This window comes from Thalassospira sp. TSL5-1 (assembly GCF_001907695.1).
Classification (GTDB): Bacteria; Pseudomonadota; Alphaproteobacteria; order Rhodospirillales; family Thalassospiraceae; genus Thalassospira.
Genome location: NZ_KV880639.1, coordinates 285,726 through 305,273 on the forward strand (window position 1 = coordinate 285,726; position 19,548 = coordinate 305,273).

A 19,548-nucleotide genomic window follows, 5' to 3' on the forward strand; every position below is an offset into this window, starting at 1 on the left:
TAATCCGGCGACTGTTAGCGATATATTACATGCAGACCGCATGAAGCGACAGGAACCGGAACATGTTAGAAATAGACGCCGTATCACGGCGCTTTGGCACCAACACCGTTCTCGACGGTGTCTCCCTTGTTGCCGAGGAAGGAAGTTTTCTCGCCCTTTTGGGGCCATCGGGCTGTGGCAAATCAACATTGCTGCGCCTTATTGCCGGCCTTGACGATCCGGATGCCGGGCGCATCCGGATCAAGGGCCGCGATATTTCGGGGCTTAGTGCCGTCGAACGCAATGTCGCGATGGTTTTTCAATCCTATGCCCTTTATCCGCATTTGACCGTAGCCGAAAATATTGGCCTGCCATTGGCAATGCGCGAACTTTCACAAATTGACCGCTCCCCATTGGGCCGTTTTTTACCCGGTAGCCGCACACGCCGCCACACCACCCTGGACCGGGTTAAAAAGGTTGCCGCGTCTGTCGGTATCACGGATTTGCTAAACCGCAAGCCCGGCGCATTGTCGGGCGGGCAAAAACAGCGTGTGGCCCTGGCCCGTGCCCTGGTGCGCGATCCTTCGATCTTTTTGCTAGACGAGCCGCTATCCAACCTGGATGCCAAATTGCGCGTGCAGATGCGGGCCGAAATCGTTGCCCTGAACCGCGCAACCGGTCGTACCTTTGTTCATGTCACCCACGATCAGGTTGAAGCCATGAGCATGGCTGACCGGGTGGCGGTGATGCTGGGGGGCAAGGTGGCGCAATTTGGTACCCCGCGCCAGCTTTACGAAACGCCAGCCAGTCGCGATGTCGCAGCCTTTGTCGGCACCCACCCCATTACGTTTGTGCCCGGCCCGCAATCGGGGGGTTTACATCCGTTATTTCACGCTATTGGTGTTGCAGCCCCGACAGACCCGGTTGTGACCGGCATTCGACCCGAACATTTAACCCCTGCCGCAAATGGCCCCATTACCGGGCGATTACACGCCATCGAATATCAGGGGGCGGAAATGCTGCTGGATGTGATTTGCGAGGGCGACATTACCCTGCGCGCCACCGCCACGGGTGACTGGCAGCCACCGGCACCGGGGACGGAAATACGCCTTGCCTGCGCCCCGGCCCATTTGCATGTGTTTGATACCACCAGTGGCAAACGCTGCGCAGCACTGGAAACGGAGGCGCGGTCATGCGCCTGAGCCGCAATGCAAGATCAGCCCTGACCGATATCTGGCTGGCGGGCCCGGCCACCCTGGCAATGATTGTGCTTATCTTTGTGCCTGTCATCATTGTCGCGCTGATGTCCTTTACCGATTATCAGTTTGGCGCGCGCAGCTTTAACTGGATTGGCGGGCAAAACTACATCGTCATGCTGACCGATCCCACCGCCCGCCGCGCCGTGACCAACACCCTTGTTTATGCCGCCATCGTTATCCCGGTATCGATCTTTTTGGGGCTGATTGTGGCATTGGGCCTGCATCGCCTGGCACAAAAAGCACCGCGCTTTGCCAGTGGTTTGCGGGCGGCCTATTTCCTGCCCGTTGCCGCCACACTGGTGGCAATGGCCGTGGTGTGGCAAATGCTGCTGCATCCCAGCCTGGGGCTGGTTAATCAGTTGCTGGCTGCAATGGGCCAGCAGGGACCGGCGTGGCTGTCTGACCGGGGGCTGGTACTTTATACCCTTGCCGTCATCGGGATCTGGCAGTCAGTTGGCTATAATATGGTGCTGTTTTTGGCAGGCCTTGCCGCCATCCCCAAGGACCTTTATGACGCCGCCGAACTTGACGGTGCCACCAGCGGCTGGAACCGGTTTTGGACCGTAACCTGGCCAATGCTGGGCCCCACCACCCTGTTTGTCACGGTCATTACCGCAACCGGGGCATTTCGGGTGTTTGAAACCGTTGCAACCCTGACCAAGGGCGGCCCTGCCTTTGCCTCTGACGTGCTGGTTTATGCGATGTACCGCGAAGGATTTGTTTACTTCAAGGCAGGTTATTCCAGTGCGCTGACCATCATTTTCTTCCTTCTGGTCCTGCTTGTCACGGCCCTGAAATTTGGCATTCTCGAAAAAAAGGTCCATTACCGATGATCGGTCGCATTTTCCTTGTCACCGCACTGGTGCTGGGCGCGTTTTTAATGCTTGTGCCCTTTTTCTGGATGTTGTCGCTATCCTTTAAGGACAGTGCGGAAATTTTCAGCCCGGCACTGGATTTTTTCCCTGCCCACCTGTCGCTCGATAACTACATCACCGCGTTTACCAAGGTGGATCTGGGGCGCTTTTTGGTGAACGGCGCCGTTGTCTGTGCCGGTATTTTAGTATTCCAGTTGCTGTTTTCCGTGCCCTGCGCCTATGCCCTGACCCAGCGCCGGTTTCGCGGACGGCAGGTTATTTTTGGTCTGGTGCTGGCAGGGCTTTTGGTGCCGTTTCATGTCACCGCCATTCCGCTGTTTCTAGCGCTGGCGAAACTGAACCTGCTCGATACCTACACTGCCCTGATTGTGCCTTTTGTCACCTCGATGTTTGGTATTTTCCTGTTTCGTCAGGCCTTTGCCGCCCTCTCGCCCGACCTGTTTGATGCCGCCCGGCTTGATGGCCTGTCGGAAACCGCCATTGTCTGGCGCATTGCTTTGCCGCTTGTTTTGCCTGCGGCAACGGCCTTTGGCATTTTTTCGGTTGTGGCCCACTGGAATGACCTGTTCTGGAACCTGATTGTCACCTCCGACCCGCATCTTGCCACCCCGCCACGCGGCATTCTGTATTTCCGCGACCGGGAATCAGGCTCCGATATCGGCCCGCTGATGGCGGCAACCGTAATCGTCATCGCCCCCATGATTGTCGGTTTTTTAATGGCGCAACGCCGCTTCATTCAGGGGCTGGCAACCGGTGGCCTGAAAGGATAACGCCGCTACAACCCAACCGCCAAAAGGTCACAAACCCTTGTGGTCAAACGGCCTTTTCAACTTTGTTTTTTCACTTTCACCCGCCTGTTCACTTCCTTTGCACTTGCTTACTTCAGGAGAAAACCCGTGAAGAAAACCCTGTTTGCCGCCGCCCTGGGCCTTGCCGCCCTTGCGCCCGGCTTTGCCTTAGCACAGGACACCACCACCATTCGCGTGCATTACAGCATCCCCACCATTTGGGCCAATACACAGGAACAATTGGCAAAGGCCTTTATGGCCGCCAATCCTGACGTAAAAGTCGTTCTGGATGGCCCGGCTGACAGCTATGAAGATGGCACCCAGCGCCTGTTGCGTGAATCGGTCGCAGGTAAACTGCCCGATGTTGCCTATGTTGGCCTGAACCTGTGGCGCGTTCTGCAGGCACGCGACCTTTCCCAGCCGCTTGATCCCTTTATTGGTGACATGAAAGCGTTTGATGAAAAGGGTTACGGCCCTGCCGTTCGTTTGGGGCAATACAAAAACAAAACCTGGGCACTGGGCGTATCCGCCTCGACACTGGTAATGTATGTCAACCCGGACCTGGTCAAACAGGCGGGCGGATCGATGGAAAACTTCCCGACCGATTTTGACGGCATCATCAAACTGGCCGCCAAAATCAACGCCCTGTCCCCCACCACCGACGGCATCTGGATTGAACCGCATGACTGGCGTTTTCAGTCCCTGTTAGGTGCTTATGGCGGGCGCCCGATGAATACGGATGAAACCGACATTACCTTTGACAGCCCGGCGGGCATTGCTGCAGCAACCCTGTATCAGCGTTTCGCCAAAGAAGGCGGCATGAAAACCTATGGCAGCAGCGAAGCCCGCCAGGCTTTCCCGGCAGGCAAGCTGGGCATCATGCTCGAAAGCTCGTCGCTGCTGAACCGGTTTGTACAAGGTGCAGGCGACAAGTTTAATGTCACCGTCCGTCCGCTGCCGGTTATGGCCCCGGCCGACAAGGTTTATTTCCCCACCGGTGGTTCCGGCATGGTGATGCTGGCAACCGACCCCGCGCAGCAAAAAGCTGTGTGGCGTTATATGAAGTTTGTCACCAGCCCGGCAGGCGAAAAAATCATCGTTGAAAATACCGGCTACGCCCCGACCAATTCGATTTTGGTCAAGGACGACAGCTATCTTGCCAGCTATTACGCCGCCAACCCGCAGGCCCGTGCCGCCCACCAGCAAATCGCCAACTTTGCCGGTCCGTGGTATGCCTATCCGGGTGACGAAGGCGTTGCGGTAAACGACCTGATCGCGGCTGCCCTGGTTAATGTGACCGAAGGAGCCAATCCGGCCGAAACGGTTAAATCCCTGGCCGAAACAGTCCGTACCCGCCTTGGCATGAAATAATTAGTCTTAAAAAATCACCCGAAAACAAAAACCCCGGCGCACAAAACAGCGCCGGGATTTTTGCACATCTTATGTCGCACACAAGGGCCGCCTAAAGCGATGCCAACCGAAACGTTATTAACCGGTACGCTCAATGCCGTATTTTTCCATTTTACGATACAGGGTGTTGCGACTGATCCCGAGCATTTTTGCGGTTTTACTGACATGCCAATGCTGCCGAAGCAGCGCCTGTTCCAGGGCATCCTTTTCGGCCTGCCATAACGGGTTTTGCGACGGGCCCGACGCGGGCTTGTCACGCATTGTAACACCGGGCTGCATCTCGTCGGGCAAATCGGCTGCACGAATAATGCCATCCTCGGCAAAGACACAGGCATATTGTAACACATTGACCAGTTCACGCACATTGCCCGGCCAATGATGCTGGCGCAAAATTTCCATTGTTGCGTCATCACATTGCACAGGTTGCCCCTTGGCAAAATCCGCCAACAGCCGGGCAACAAGATCCTCCAGATCCGCCCGGTCACGCAAGGCGGGCAAGGCCAAACGTGCGCCTTTGATCCGATACAGCAAATCTTCGCGAAAATTGCCCTTGGCAACGGCGGCAGTCAAATCCACGTTCGAGGCACAAATCAGGCGAAAATCCACTGGTACCGATTTGGTACTGCCAAGCGGCTCAACACGCCGTTGCTCCAGAACCCGCAACAACCGGCCCTGAATGCCAATCGGCATATCGCCGATTTCATCCAAAAACAGCGTCCCGCCATCGGCCTGTTTGATACGCCCGCCAAAACCGTCGCGCGCCGCCCCGGTAAAGGCCCCGCTAGCATGACCAAACAATTCACTTTCAATCAGGCTTTCGGGCAAGGCCGCACAGTTAATGGCGACAAACGGTTTTTGCGCCCCAACCGCCTGATCATGAATGGCCCGCGCCATATGTTCCTTGCCGCTGCCCGTTTCGCCCGACATCAGCAAATTGATCTCGCCTGCCAGCAATTTACAACCCATCTGGAACAACCGCCGCAGGGCCGGGTCCTGGTCTGGAATATCGATATTTTGAGTGCGTGGCTTTGCCACGGCAGAGGCAATACCGGGAGTATAAAACCGGCGGCGCTGCTTTTCGGGCAGGGTCAATTGCCCAAACATCACGCCACCACCACCCAGCGGAACGGCTTGTGTTGCGCTGTTTTTATTGTCACTTGAGCCTGTTGCCAGCATTCGCGACATCAAACTGTCAAGGTCGGTCCCCAGTAACGATTTGACATGATTAATGCCCCCCTGGGCCGATAACAAACGCCGTGCCAGCGCCGTACTACCGGCAACACTGCCATCCGGGCGAATGGCAAGCAGCGCATCGCGCGCACTGCCGACATGGCTGGCATCGGGATGCAAATGCAAAATGATTTCGCCTGCACATTCCTCGAAAAACAAAATACGTTCGAGGGCATCGGCATAATCGGCAACAAGGCTGCGCACGCGCAAACAATCCTCGCGGCGGATGTCATTGCGCACCGCAGATACATCCAGTACCGAACACACCCGGCCTTCCGGGTCAAAAACCGGGGCGGCGGTGCAGGTTAATCCGGCATGCTGGGTTAAAAAATGTTCGTCTTTATGAATGGTAATCGCCCGCCCCTCGACCAGGCAGGTACCAATTCCGTTCGTACCCTCGCGTTCCTCGCTCCAGATCGCGCCGGGCAGAAGCCCATTTGAGCGAAAAGACGGCAACATGGAATGTGCGGCCACACTATCCAGGATCACGCCATCATGGTCGGTTAGAAAAACCGCATAACCTGCCGTATCGATCTGGCGATAGAGGGTGCGCACCGTATCATGCGCATGGTGAAACAACCGGCCACTGCGATCCCGGCGCTGGCGGGTCTGGCTTTCGGAAATGATTTCGGGGCGTCGGGCTGTTTCATGAACAAGACCAAACTGATCATGACACCGCTGCCACGATTCAAGGACGGCGCGGTTCTGGGCAACACCACTCAGTTGCAAGGCAGCCTCGATCCGTCCACCGGCATGGCTTCCAGACATCAGACGTTCCTTTTTCCTGTGCCGGCTGTTTTGGGGGCCTTGTTGTTTTCTGGCCTGCACTGCGTAGGAACAGCACACCGGTCACATTGAAATCCTAACAAAGCACAGGCCGGACACCAACCAGTTTCGACCACCTTCCACCAAGGTCGCATATATGCGCCAAAAACGGGACATTTTGTCTCATATGCTCCAAACACAGAACAGCAAAACAAAGCGGAACTCCCATCGGCTCCAACGGCCAAATAATTGATAATTATCATATTTTCTGCATCACACCTGCCTTTCCCCAATCTGGCACAGCCTTTGCCAGTGTAGAGATGGATAAATTCAAAAAAGTGGCAAATGCCATACATCACGGAGGATAAGTTCAGATGATCTACAAAAATCCCGGCGATTCCGGCAGCGTTGTCTCGTTCAAGTCACGTTATGAAAACTTCATCGGTGGTGAATGGGTTGCGCCGGCCAAGGGCCGCTATTTCGAGAATGTCTCGCCGGTAAATGGCAAAGTGTTTTGTGAAGTCGCCCGCTCCAGCGAGGAAGACATCAACAAGGCCATTGATGCCGCCGAAGCCGTTGCGAACAAATGGGGTAAAACCTCGGTCACGGACCGCGCCAATATCCTGAACAAAATTGCCGACCGCATGGAACAGAACCTGGAAATGCTGGCGGTTGCCGAAACCTGGGACAATGGCAAAGCCGTGCGTGAAACGCTGGCTGCCGACATTCCGCTCGCGATTGACCATTTCCGTTATTTTGCCGGTGCCATCCGCGCGCAGGAAGGCTCGCTGGGCGAAATTGATGACGATACCGTTGCCTATCATTTCCATGAGCCGCTGGGTGTTGTCGGCCAGATCATTCCCTGGAACTTCCCGATCCTGATGGCCGTCTGGAAGCTGGCCCCGGCCCTTGCTGCGGGTAACTGCGTGGTTCTGAAACCAGCCGAACAGACCCCGGCCTCGATTTGCGTGCTGATGGACCTGATCGGCGATCTTTTGCCTGCCGGTGTGATTAACGTGGTGCAGGGCTTTGGTGTCGAAGCGGGCAAACCGCTGGCACAAAGCAACCGCATTGCCAAAATTGCCTTTACCGGCGAAACCACCACTGGCCGCCTGATCATGCAGTATGCCAGCGAAAACATCATTCCGGTTACGCTGGAACTGGGCGGCAAATCGCCCAACATTTTCTTTGCCGACGTGATGGCACAGGATGATGATTTCCGCCAGAAAGCCGCCGAAGGCCTGACCATGTTTGCCCTTAACCAGGGCGAAGTCTGCACCTGCCCGTCGCGTGCCCTGGTCGAAGAAAGCATCTATGACAAATTCATGGATAACGTTCTTTCGCGTGTTGCCAAAATCAAACAGGGCAACCCGCTTGATACCGACACCATGATCGGCGCACAGGCCTCGACCGAGCAAATGGAAAAGATCCTGTCCTATCTTGATATTGGCAAACAGGAAAAAGCCGAAGTTCTGTGCGGCGGCAACAAGGCCGAACTTGAAGGCGATCTGGCGGGTGGGTTTTACATCCAGCCGACCATCTTTAAAGGCCACAACAAGATGCGCATCTTCCAGGAAGAAATCTTTGGCCCGGTGGTTTCTGTTACCACCTTTAAAGACGAAGCCGAAGCCATGCACATCGCCAACGATACCCTTTATGGCCTGGGGGCCGGTGTCTGGACCCGCGATGCCAACCGCGCCTACCGCTTTGGCCGCGCCATTAAGGCCGGTCGCGTCTGGACCAACTGCTATCACCTCTATCCGGCCCATGCGGCCTTTGGCGGTTACAAGCAGTCGGGTATCGGGCGTGAAAACCACAAGATGATGCTCAACCACTATCAGCAGACCAAAAACCTTCTGGTCAGCTACAATCCCAAACCGATGGGCTTCTTCTGATTTCTCCCCGGATGGTGGCCGGGTTCCTGTTTTCAGGGGCCTGGCAACCTTCTTATCGCAGGAGCAGAAAATGACCACGAACCCCGCGGCCGATGGCGGCAGCGACGGGAAAATACCCGACCGCGTGACCGCAACCGACGCCGCCCTTGAACTGATCCGTACCTTAAAGGACATCCACGGCCCGGTGATGTTTCACCAGTCTGGCGGGTGTTGCGATGGCAGTGCGCCCATGTGCTTTGCCCAGGGCGATTTCAAAACCGGAGCACAGGATGTGCTGCTGGGCGAAATTGAAGGCAGCCCGTTTTACATCGGCAAGGCGCAATATGAATATTGGCGTCACACCCAACTGATTATTGATGTTGTCGATGGGCGTGGCGGGATGTTTTCGCTTGAAGGGCCGGAAGGCAAAAGATTTCTCACCCGTTCACGCGTTTTCAGCGACGCGGAATGGGCCGCATTAAAGGATGCAGAACACGCAGAATAACCTCTATGCCTCCCGTTTTCCGTTCTGCCGAACTGGAAAACCGCAAGGCAGAACGTAACCGGTCTTTACCCCGATCCGGTTTTGTGTAGCGCGCTTTCTTGCCTCCTGCCTGTGACGGGATGTTCTCTCCGTCCCGGTGGAAATGCCAGCGCCGACGTTCTGTTTTGCAAACTTGTCCGCCGACCTCTCAGGAGCCGGCGGACTTTTTTTTTGCCGACAGCCTTTCGCCCGTCATTACGCAATCTGCAAAATGGCCAGCAAACCAAAGGCCGCCATCGACAGGCACACCAGCGACAGCTTTGCCGCAAAAATTACCTTTCCCCCAGCATTCATCACATTGCGCACATCCACACTTAACCCAAGGGCGGCCATCGCCATAATGGTCAGGATCGAGGACACATGCTGCATCGGGATCACGGCCGCGTCGGGCAGCAAATTCATCGACCGCAACGCCATCATGGCCAGAAAACCGATAATGAACCACGGCAGCAACTTGCCAATTGGCAGGCCCGCCCCAAGGCCGGTCTTGACGGCCTGTTCGCCCGCAACCATGCCATTTGCATCCGGGTTATTTTTACGCGCGATGCGCCGTGCGCCCAAACCCAGCGTGCAAATCACCGGCCCCAGCATCAAAACCCGCACCAGTTTCACCAATGTGCCAATCTGGGTGGCAACCAACCCGGCAGGGGCCGTTGCCGCCAAAACCTGCGGTACGGCATACACCGTTAACCCGGCAAAAATGCCATATTGCGTAGACGACATCCCCAGGGCCGCCTGCAGGAACGGCAAAAGCAGCACAAAAACCACCCCCAGCACAGCCGTAAAGGCTATCGAGGCGGCAACATCTTCGGCATCCGCGTCAATGACCGGGGCAGTGGCGGCAATGGCCGAATTTCCGCAAATCGAATTGCCACAGGCCACCAAAATCGCCAGCCGATTGGGCAGGCCCAGCAAACGGCCAATCATGTAACTGACAGCCAAACTCAGGCACACCACCAATACAATCCCGCCAACCAGATAAAACCCGGCCCCGGCCAGCGCGTTGATGCTAATGGAGGCGCCAAGCAGGACAATCGCCACTTCCAGAATGGTTTTGGCGCTAAAATTCACCCCGGCATCAAATTTATCAGGCAGGCCAAAAATGCTGCGATAGGCCGTGCCCAGCACAATCGCCAGCACCAGCCCCTCGATCCAGGGATGGCCAAACAGGTGCAATTCTGCCTTTTCGCCCATCTGTGCCACCAGGGATATGACAGTTGTTAAGGCCAAACCGGGCAACAGACGTTTGATATGATCGAAAATTAACATGGCAGCACCTGTAGAATTATGACAGGCGGAATTTCACATTTTACACAGTTCGCTTCCATCGAATAATATAAGATAAATCATTCGTTATTATTTGATGATTGGAACGCCGTTATGACATTTGAGCAATTGCGGATTTTTGTCGCCGTCGCCCAGCGCGAACATCTGACCCGTGCGGCCGAAATCATCAACCTTACGCCGTCTGCCGTGAGTGCCGCGATCAAAAACCTTGAAACCTATTATGGGGTAGAGCTGTTTCACCGCGTGGGACGACGGATCGAACTGACCGCAACGGGGCGGATTTTTCTGGATGAAGCCAGGGCCACCCTTGCCCGCGCCCGGGCCGCCGAACTGACCCTGGCCGAACTGGGCGGCCTTCAGCGCGGCACGCTCAATGTTGCGGCCAGCCAAACCATCGCCAGCTATTGGCTGCCACCGGTTCTCATGCGCTTCCACGACCAGTATCCGCGCATTGAAATCAACCTTGCCATCGGCAACACCCGCAATGTCAGCGATGCCATCCTTAATGGGTCATCCGATCTTGGCTTTATCGAAGGCGAGATTGATGAACCGGCTCTTTTGATGCGCGAAATTGCCAAGGATGCCCTGATGGTCATCGTTGCGCCAAACCATGACTGGGCCAAGGGCCAACCGCTGACATTTGCCGATCTTGTCACCCAAACAAGCTGGGTTCTGCGCGAAACCGGCTCTGGTACCCGGTCGGAATTTGAAAGTGCGTTGCGCCGCGCGGGTGTATCCCCAGCGGACCTTAATATCGTCATGACCTTCCCCTCCAATGAGTCGGTCATATCGGCCGCAGCTGCGGGCAATGCGGCAGCTGTTGTATCAAGCAGCGTCGCACTGCCCTTCATCGAACAGGGCCGTTTATGTGCCGCCAACATCACCCTGCCCGAACGTTCCTTTATGATGCTGCATCACAAGGAACGCCATCACAGCCGGGCGGCCAGTGTGCTGGGCGACATTGCCCTGTCCAAAAACTGAATGTCTGCCAGCCCCAGACCTTGCTTAAAAACAATTCCGGCCCGGGGCCGGCGCGCAAATATCACAAGGGCCAGGCACGTCAACCAGCTTCCCCGCCAGGGTTTAACCAGTTTGCATGCCCCTTAAACAATCAGGACTGCGACGCCTGCGTTGCTGAATGGCCCTCAGAAACCTCCGAAGCCGGGTCGGCTGTCTGCCCCGAAATATGATCACCGATCACCTGCTCATTCATCAAATAGGCGCGGCACAAAATGACAGCCAAAAACGCAAGCTCAACAACCCGGATAATCGAAGCGGCCCCCATCAGGGCCATATATTCCGGCATGCGCCAGAAATGCGTTGCTTGCAGTGTCGCATCATCTACAAGCACATTCATATAAACCAATACCGCGCCAGAACTGACCAGCACAAGCAGGCAGGGAATTAGCAAAAAGCGCAAAAAAGTTTCCATGGCGTTTATTTTGCCGCGGATAAAGGCTTCGCGCAGGCTGGCATGCTTCCCCTCGATGGCGGCGGGCACCATCGTCCCAATACGGGTAAGAATGTTGGATACGGCTGCCATCGCAACAAAAAAGCACAGGAAAAGAAGAAAATAGTTCGAAGTTAAGGCATAACCTGCCACCTGTGCGAAGGCGAAGACCACAAGAGCAAATGCGAGGCCGCATAACAGCACCACAAACAACAAGCGCCACGAAAACCTGAACACCGCCCTAAGACCGTGCCAGCGTTCCACTTTCCCGTGCTTCTCTGACGACACGATTGTGGCCTGAAACACAAACATCAACATGCCCGCCATCACCGCACCAGACAGGATCGTGACAGGCGTGCCATTCCTGCCAAGAATTTCACTTGAAACCTGGTCCACGGCAACAAGCACAATCACGAATAACACAGATAGAGCCCAATTCTGACGTATCACGAAAAAGGTTTCCGCAAACAAATTCCTGTCGAACCTGGCGTTTTCATAAGAAGTTGTTTGCAGCATGTCAGTTGCCGGTCTTTCATTCTGATCCGTCATTTCAACTCGTATCCACCAATCGTTATAAATGGTTTTTATTGGTGTAATAATGACCATACAGAGCAGAACAAACAACCATCCCCCGGCCAATCGGGACAAAGCAATTGATCAAATAAAACAATACAATTGAGATTTTAATATAAACTTTTACCCAAAGAACAACCCAAACGTATAGCCGACCGGATCACTCGAACGTCTAAAATCCCTTCAAACTTCAGATTTTTATGCAGGAAGCAATAAACAAGAAAAAACCTCAGACTGCGGCAACACCTTAAGATTCTGTCCTCCTTCTTTTTGCATTCGCGTAAAATCTTGTCGCCCCATAGCAGAACTGGCTAAAAGTTCTCATCGGCGCACTTCCGACCTGAAACACACATAACCGGAATAAAACCATGCCCCTTAAAAAGCTAAAATTTCAGGCCGACTGGAGACTGTATCAGGCGCGCATTCTGCATGAATTGGAAACCCACCTGAACGACAACCATCTTCATGTGGTCGCAGCACCGGGGTCGGGTAAAACCATTCTGGGGTTGGAAGTCATGCGCCGCATTGGTCATTCAACCGTTATCCTTGCACCGACCATTACGATCCGCAATCAGTGGATGGACCGTCTTGTGTCAATGTTTCTGCCGAAAGACGAGGCACACCCAGACTGGATATCGCAGGACATCAAAAACCCAAAATTCCTGACGATCATTACCTATCAGGCTTTGCATGCTGCTTTCTCGGGTACCGATGAACAGGAAGAACCCCGTGCAGCCACGACCAAAAAGCCCAAAATAGCCGATATCATCACGCAGCTTGCACAATTGAATGTCAAAACCATCATACTTGATGAAGCGCATCACCTGCGGAATGAATGGTGGAAAGCACTCACCAAACTTAAAAAAGGGTTACAAAAACCGACCATCGTTTCCCTTACAGCCACGCCACCTTATGACGTGGATGCCAACGAATGGCAAAAATATCAGGAACTTTGCGGGCCGGTAGATTCCGTCATTTCCGTACCGGAACTGGTGAAAAATGGCGACTTATGCCCTCACCAGGATTATGTGTACTTTTCTTTACCGACCAAATTGGAAAAAGAAAAACTAAAGCAATTCAAGAAAAGCATTGCCGAGCTTATTATCTTTCTTAAAAATAACACCACTTTCATGAATGCCCTAAGTGCGCATCCTTGGGTATATAACACAAAAGAACATATTGGAGAAATCCTTCAAGACCCCAAATTCTTTTCCTCTTTAATTATCTTTTTAAATGCTGCCGGGTATCCGCCCCCGCGCTATGCGCTGGATATTTTGGGCGTTGGACACTCCAGAATTCCCACCCTGGACCCTCAATGGCTGGAAACGTTACTAACCGGAATTTTATATACACATGCCAAATATCTCGACCGGCACGAACGTACTCTGGAGGCAATTCGCACGCACCTCAAACGGATTGGCGCCATCGAACGCAGCAGAGTTATTATTAACAATACCAAGGAAATTAAAAAATTACTGACCCGTAGCCTTGGTAAACTGGACAGCATTGCCGACATCACCCGCATGGAGGCAGATCACCTGAACGAAAATCTTCGGATGGTGATCCTGACGGATTATATTCGCAAATCGGAACTGCCAGTTAACGCCTTTGATTTACGGCCAATGGACAAAATTGGTGTTATTCCGATCTTTGAATATCTTCGCCGAAAAGACATTTCAAATGTCAAACTAGGCATTCTAACCGGGTCTCTTGTTTTCATTCCCAAAACATCACGGACCATTATTGAAAAGATTGCACCGAAATTAGATATTGACGTGAATCACATCCACTATGAGGCGGTTAAACACGACGAAAATTATATCTCGGTAAGCATCAAGGGCGAACACAAACAAAAGATTGTTCATTTGATTACCGAACTTTTCAATGCGGGCGGCATTACTGTCCTGATCGGCACACAGGCGCTACTTGGCGAGGGTTGGGATGCTCCATCCTTAAACACGCTCATTCTGGCAAGCGTTGTTGGCTCTTATATGCTTTCTAACCAGATGCGTGGCCGTGCCATTCGCACAAATTCCGATAATCCCGATAAAGTTGCCAATATCTGGCATCTTGTCGGGGTTGACATTGAAACACAGCGCGACAAGCTGCGATTCATATTCACCGGCCAAACCGATCGTCAAAAATTCTTCCATCCCTTCGATGAAATCAAAGAAGACCTTGGGCCTGATATCCTGATGTTACGCAGGCGTTTTCGCGCCTTTGAAGGACTGTCATATCAAGATCCGCCCCTTATCGAAAACGGCTTCAAACGACTTAATCTTGGCAAAATGAAATGGACAGAATCCGCAGTAACAGACCTTAACCAACAGATGTTGCAACGCGCACGCGAACGCGAACGATTGCCCGAATTGTGGGATAAGGCGTTGCTGGGTTCCAGCCCCCGACCGGAAATGCGGGAAAAGATCGAATCAAACTATGCACCACAAGGCTTTGCGTTCGAAAATACAATTAAAAGCCTGACAACAGAAGGGCTTATCTCCGGTGCAATAGTGGGTGTTTATTTACTCAGGGGAATTCATAAAGGCTCCTCTCTTCTCAACCTGCTTCTCTTCATCTTCGGTATTACCTTCATCGTCGCATTGCCAAAATTGGTCAAAGCACTTTATTTGCTGGTTCGTCACGGAACCCTGGAAAATTCAATAGAGCAAGTTGGATGGGCGGTATTGGAAACCCTCCACCATATGAAACTGATCGAGAGGAACCTAAGAGGCCTGCGCATTGAAACGGCTAAAAACGACCTGGGTGTTGTCTTTTGTCGCCTGGATGGTGCCAGCCCCAAAGAAAGAAAGTATTTTCTCGAAGCCATGCTCGAAGTCCTGGGACCGGTAGAAAACCCGCGCTATTTGCTAACCCATTACTCTTATCTGGGTAGGCTTTTACGTGTTAATTATCATCCTGTACCAACCATCATTGGTCAGAAGAAATCACATGCGGACTTCTTCACCAAATGCTGGAATCGCCGAGTTGGCTCTGTCGATTTGATTTATACAAAAAATGTTGAAGGCCGCATCACGCTGCTACAAGCTAGAACCCAGTCCTTTTCCGCTGCATTCCAAAAGAAAACAGATCGTATCAGCGTTTGGGAATAAATGATCAATAAACCTGCTAAATATAGCAAGGGCCTATAGGCTGCATCGCCAAGCAGCTCACTTCGACAGCAAAATAACAACACCGCAAAAAATCACGTCAAACACATATCGAATGGCAACATCTAAAATTATTCCAATAAAAATTGCGCATTCGCAATGCAGCATCCGGACCGATGATTTACCAGATTGACGACGCCAGACCCGATCAATCTTTGCAGTGTACTGCCAGAAGGCAGGCGTCCAAGAACACCCGGTCAGAATGGGTGTTTTGCCATGGTCCGGTATCACCCCGATGGCTGACTGGCAGCCATCGCGCCGGCAATTGGCACCAAACAAAGGGAGCTTCGCTTAGCAAAAGGACAGACAGGCAATGCTTGATCCTGAGATACTGGCGCGTGTGCAATTTGCCTTTACGATGTCGTTTCACATTATCTTTCCATCCCTGACCATCGGGCTGGCAAGTTTCCTGCTTGTGCTGGAAGCCCTTTGGCTGCGCACCGGAAACGATACCTATCTTTCACTTTATAAATTCTGGACCAAAATCTTCGCCCTGGCCTTTGGTATGGGGGTGGTTTCAGGCATCGTCATGTCCTATCAATTCGGCACGAACTGGGGGCCATTTGCCGAAATTTCCGGGCCGGTCATCGGCCCCTTAATGGCCTACGAAGTACTGACCGCCTTTTTCCTTGAGGCGGGGTTTCTTGGTGTCATGCTGTTTGGCCTTAACAAGGTTGGACCAAAGCTGCATATCACGGCAACCGCAATGGTTGCCATTGGAACACTTTTTTCCGCCTTCTGGATTTTGTCGGCCAATAGCTGGATGCAAACCCCGGCGGGGCATACCTTTGAAAACGGGCGACTGGTTGTTGAAAACTGGTTTGCAGCGGTTTTTAATCCCAGCTTCCCTTACCGTTTGGCGCATATGGTTCTGGCGGCTTATCTGACCACTGCCTTTGTCGTTGCCGGGGTTGGTGGCTGGCATTTACTGCGCAATCGCGAAAATGCCGCCGCGCGCATCATGTTTTCTATGGCCTTGTGGCTCATCACCTTTCTGGCACCTCTGCAAATTTTTGCCGGTGACATGCACGGTCTGAATACTCTGGAGCATCAGCCCGCCAAGGTCGCGGCAATGGAAGGGCATTTTGAAACCACCAAGGGCGGCACTCCGCTTATCCTGTTTGGCTGGCCCGACATGCAAGCGGGCGAAACCCGCTATGCGCTGGAAATCCCCTATCTCGGATCGATCATTCTGACCCATAGCCTGGATGGCGAGATTACCGGTCTTAACGACTTCGCCCCCGAAGACCGCCCCAATGCAGCCATTGTGTTCTGGTCATTCCGCATCATGGTGGGCATGGGCATGTTAATGTTGCTGGCCGGGCTGGGCAGCCTGTGGGCGCGTTACCGCAAAAGCCTGTTTGACTGCCGCATACTGCATCGTTTTGCCCTGATCATGGGGCCAAGCGGGTTTATCGCCGTCTTGGCAGGCTGGGTCACAACCGAGGTTGGCCGTCAGCCGTGGGTGATTTATGGCATCCTGCGAACTGCCGATGCCGGATCCCCGGTCTCGCCCATTGCGATTGCCGGCTCGACTATCGCCTTCTTTATTGTCTATGCCATCGTGTTTGGCGTGGGAACGGCCTATATGCTGCGTGCCATGCGCCAGGACCCACGCCATGCCCATATTGCCCCCGGCGAAATATACCGTGCCGATCACGCGGGCGTCGTCGATCATATCGACAGCCACAAACATTAAGGCGCAGGAGAAAGATTATGGATTATCAACTTATCTGGGTCCTGCTGATCGCCTTTGCCGTCTTTGCCTATGTTACCATGGACGGGTTTGATCTGGGCATTGGTATTCTATTTCCTTTTGAAAAGAATGCCGAAAACCGGGGCAAGATGATGAATTCCATCGCCCCGATATGGGATGGCAACGAAACCTGGCTGGTGTTGGGGGGCGGCGGCCTTTATGCAACCTTCCCTGCCGCCTATTCCCTGCTGATGACGGCCTTTTATATCCCCGTCATTATCATGTTGCTGGCCCTGGTGTTTCGCGGTGTTGCATTTGAATTTCGCGTCAAAAGCCGCGATCACACCAATCACTGGGATTTTGCCTTTGCTGCCGGATCCATCATTGCTGCTGCCATGCAGGGTGCCATGTTGGGGGCCTTCATTGAAGGCATCAATGTGCAAGACGGCCACTTTGTTGGTGGCCCGCTGGACTGGGTCAGCCCGTTTTCACTCTTTTGCGCCAGTGCTGTTGTCGTTGGTTATGCCCTGCTTGGTGCGGGCTGGCTGATCATGAAATGCGATGGCCCGTTGCAAGGACGTTTGCGCGCCATAGCCAAGCCCGCCGTCATCTGGATGGCAGCCAACCTTGGTGTTGTGTCACTCATGACCACCTATTTAAACCCGGCCTATGGTGAACGCTGGTTTTCAACACCCAATATCTACATTCTTGCCCCTATTCCGATTGTCACCATCGGGCTGATGTTTTGGTTGTGGCATGCGGTAAAACGGCGGGAAAAAACGGTATTTGGCATTACGCTTTCGGTTTTCTTCCTGTGTTATCTGGGATTTGGCATTACGCTGTTTCCCAATATCGTCCCGCCAATCATAAGCTTCCGCGAGGCTGCCGCCCCCGATAACAGCCTGTCCTTTCTGCTGGTTGGGGCCGCCGTCCTGCTGCCGATTATTCTGGGCTACACCGCCTATGCCTATTATGTGTTTCGTGGCAAAGTCGATGATACGGGATATCATTGATCATGGCAGCGCAAACCAAAAACAAAACACACCGCATGTTATGGTTTATCGGGCTTTATCTGGCCGGGCTCAGCACCCTTACCGCTGTGGCCTATGGCCTGCGCGCCCTGATGGGGCTTTATTAACACCAAACCTAAACACCAAATGGGCCGCATATGGCGGCCCGTTTGCTTACCCTCAAAATCAGTTACCCATCAGCATCAGGCCGTTGCAACGGGCTTGCGCAAACGCGCGCCGACCGTCATGGCAAGGCCGGCAAAAATCATCAGAAATGACAGACCCAAAATAACCCAGCCAGTTTCCGCCGGGCTGGCGGCAAGGGCCACAATCAGGCCAGAAAGTGGCAAACTAAGACTGTTAAACAAAATCACCACACCGGTTGTTTTGCCAAGGTCGCGTGCCGGAATAATGCGCTGGCGGGCCGTGCGGATATACACCGCATACATGCCATCAAAACCAAGGATCAGCACAAAACCCAGCGCATAAATCCAGTAATTGGGGCTAAGGGCGGTAACAATGCCGCCCACAATCACCATCACATAGCCAATGGCACCAAGCCGGCCAATGCCGAAATTGGTCATCGCAATCAATAACAACACCGAAACCGTTGCCAACGCGCCCATTGTTTGCAACAGCGCATAATAATTACCCGGCAATTCAAACAGACCCGTCACAACTGCCGCCGAGGTGGCCAGCGTTGCCCCAAAAACCAGATTAATCGCCGCTGTCAAAATCACCAGACGGCGCAAACCGGGCAAATACATCACATGATGAAATGCCACACGCAGCGGGGCCATAAAGGGGGTTGTGGTCACTTCGGGCTCAATCAATTCAATGGTATTGATCCGCCGCCAGACCATCATCGCCGCCTCGCCCAGCATAAACAGCACCGCCGCACCGCCAACAACAACCTGCCAGTTGCTGATGCCAAAAATGGTTGCGGCAGCCAGCGGGCCAATAATGATGCTGCATTGATCCACCGTTTGCGCCAGGGACTGGACCCGGTCAAAACGGGCGGTGGCAAAAATTTGCGGCAACATCACTTCGCGCGCCATAAAACCCTGGCTGGCCAACACCCCACACAGCGCAGAAATCATCACCACCCATACCGGATTGGGATAAAGCACAAAACCTGCCAGCCCAAGAACAGCAATGGCGGCCCGCCCAAGCTGGGTGATGCGGATCAGGCGAATGGGGGAAACGCGATCTGACAAAATACCGCAAAAGGGATAGCACAGGATGCGCGGCAGGGTTTCCACCGCATAAGCCAGCCCGGAAAGGGCAACGCTTTCGGTCGTCTGATAAACGACCAAAGGCACGATAAACAGCAAAAACTGATCGCCCAAACGGGCAGAAAACATCGAGGCAAAAAACAGCCGGGCATTCAGCGACATGGGCGGAACTTTCGCGGGAAAGGCGTGGTGGCGCCAATAAGGATAAATTGACGATATACCCGTCCTGCGTGCCGTCAATTAAATCAGTATCGTGAAAAAGGCCGCCCTGCCATGCGTTTAGCGCAGATATTCAAACGGATATACCCGCCCAGTCAAACAGGCATACAACCTGGCGCGCCCAACTGTCGGCTACCGGACACCCACCACACAGATAAACACATGAAAAATATGTGTTATTACAAAA

General features: G+C 53.5%; 15 protein-coding genes. 11 read left to right on the forward strand and 4 right to left on the reverse strand.

The genetic code is table 11. From position 1 onward, the window contains the following. Nucleotides 1-62: 62 nt before the first annotated feature. The 4 genes from LF95_RS18185 to LF95_RS18200 all read left to right on the forward strand — a co-directional run bounded on the left by LF95_RS18185 (nucleotide 63) and on the right by LF95_RS18200 (nucleotide 4,272). Entirely contained in the window at nucleotides 63-1,181 is a 1,119-nt protein-coding gene (locus LF95_RS18185) for an ABC transporter ATP-binding protein (protein ID WP_073956590.1), read from the forward strand. After that, nucleotides 1,172-2,071, forward strand: a complete 900-nt coding sequence (locus LF95_RS18190; RefSeq protein WP_073956591.1) for a carbohydrate ABC transporter permease — start codon at nucleotides 1,172-1,174, stop codon at nucleotides 2,069-2,071. The genes LF95_RS18185 and LF95_RS18190 overlap by 10 nt, the downstream gene beginning before the upstream one ends. Then, entirely contained in the window at nucleotides 2,068-2,883 is an 816-nt protein-coding gene (locus tag LF95_RS18195) for a carbohydrate ABC transporter permease (RefSeq protein ID WP_073956592.1), read from the forward strand. The genes LF95_RS18190 and LF95_RS18195 overlap by 4 nt, the downstream gene beginning before the upstream one ends. Before the next feature lie 126 nt (nucleotides 2,884-3,009). Next, complete coding sequence (locus LF95_RS18200; protein WP_073956593.1) at nucleotides 3,010-4,272, forward strand: extracellular solute-binding protein; 1,263 nt, start codon at nucleotides 3,010-3,012, stop codon at nucleotides 4,270-4,272. A 117-nt stretch (nucleotides 4,273-4,389) separates the two neighbouring features. Here the strand turns inward: LF95_RS18200 and LF95_RS18205 are convergent, their stop codons facing one another. Next, nucleotides 4,390-6,309, reverse strand: a complete 1,920-nt coding sequence (locus LF95_RS18205; protein ID WP_073956594.1) for a sigma-54-dependent Fis family transcriptional regulator — start codon at nucleotides 6,307-6,309, stop codon at nucleotides 4,390-4,392. A gap of 371 nt (nucleotides 6,310-6,680) precedes the next feature. Between LF95_RS18205 and adh the strand changes: the two genes are divergently transcribed. Then, the gene (gene adh, locus LF95_RS18210) at nucleotides 6,681-8,201 is read left to right on the forward strand and encodes an aldehyde dehydrogenase (RefSeq protein WP_073956595.1); all 1,521 of its coding nucleotides are present in this window, start codon (nucleotides 6,681-6,683) and stop codon (nucleotides 8,199-8,201) included. Between the two features lie 70 nt (nucleotides 8,202-8,271). Next, entirely contained in the window at nucleotides 8,272-8,685 is a 414-nt protein-coding gene (locus LF95_RS18215; protein WP_073956596.1) for a DUF779 domain-containing protein, read from the forward strand. 234 nt (nucleotides 8,686-8,919) lie between these two features. Here the strand turns inward: LF95_RS18215 and LF95_RS18220 are convergent, their stop codons facing one another. Beyond that, entirely contained in the window at nucleotides 8,920-9,993 is a 1,074-nt protein-coding gene (locus tag LF95_RS18220) for a YeiH family protein (protein WP_073956597.1), read from the reverse strand. Between the two features lie 111 nt (nucleotides 9,994-10,104). Here LF95_RS18220 and LF95_RS18225 point away from each other — a divergent pair, with 111 nt between their 5' ends. After that, nucleotides 10,105-10,992, forward strand: coding sequence for a LysR family transcriptional regulator (locus tag LF95_RS18225; RefSeq protein WP_073956598.1), 888 nt, complete (start codon nucleotides 10,105-10,107; stop codon nucleotides 10,990-10,992). A gap of 130 nt (nucleotides 10,993-11,122) precedes the next feature. On the opposite strand, the gene LF95_RS18230 is transcribed toward LF95_RS18225, so the two are convergent. Next, nucleotides 11,123-12,085 (reverse strand): hypothetical protein, encoded by a 963-nt coding sequence (locus LF95_RS18230; protein WP_143182096.1) that lies wholly within the window; start codon nucleotides 12,083-12,085, stop codon nucleotides 11,123-11,125. Nucleotides 12,086-12,402: 317 nt separating this feature from the next. Between LF95_RS18230 and LF95_RS18235 the strand changes: the two genes are divergently transcribed. The 4 genes from LF95_RS18235 to LF95_RS22855 all read left to right on the forward strand — a co-directional run bounded on the left by LF95_RS18235 (nucleotide 12,403) and on the right by LF95_RS22855 (nucleotide 18,035). Further along, nucleotides 12,403-15,144 carry a DEAD/DEAH box helicase family protein gene (locus LF95_RS18235; RefSeq protein ID WP_073956600.1) on the forward strand — a complete coding sequence of 914 codons (2,742 nt, stop codon included), beginning with the start codon at nucleotides 12,403-12,405 and terminating at the stop codon, nucleotides 15,142-15,144. A 370-nt stretch (nucleotides 15,145-15,514) separates the two neighbouring features. Further along, nucleotides 15,515-16,900: a cytochrome ubiquinol oxidase subunit I gene (locus tag LF95_RS18245; RefSeq protein WP_073956602.1), complete on the forward strand. Its 1,386-nt coding sequence runs from the start codon at nucleotides 15,515-15,517 to the stop codon at nucleotides 16,898-16,900. Nucleotides 16,901-16,917: 17 nt separating this feature from the next. Then, entirely contained in the window at nucleotides 16,918-17,910 is a 993-nt protein-coding gene (gene cydB / locus LF95_RS18250) for a cytochrome d ubiquinol oxidase subunit II (protein ID WP_073956603.1), read from the forward strand. 2 nt (nucleotides 17,911-17,912) lie between these two features. Further along, nucleotides 17,913-18,035 (forward strand): DUF2474 family protein, encoded by a 123-nt coding sequence (locus LF95_RS22855; protein ID WP_143182097.1) that lies wholly within the window; start codon nucleotides 17,913-17,915, stop codon nucleotides 18,033-18,035. A gap of 75 nt (nucleotides 18,036-18,110) precedes the next feature. On the opposite strand, the gene LF95_RS18260 is transcribed toward LF95_RS22855, so the two are convergent. Then, a complete protein-coding gene (locus LF95_RS18260) occupies nucleotides 18,111-19,304 on the reverse strand; it encodes an MFS transporter (protein WP_073956604.1) in 1,194 nt (397 codons plus the stop codon). Nucleotides 19,305-19,548 lie beyond the last annotated feature (244 nt).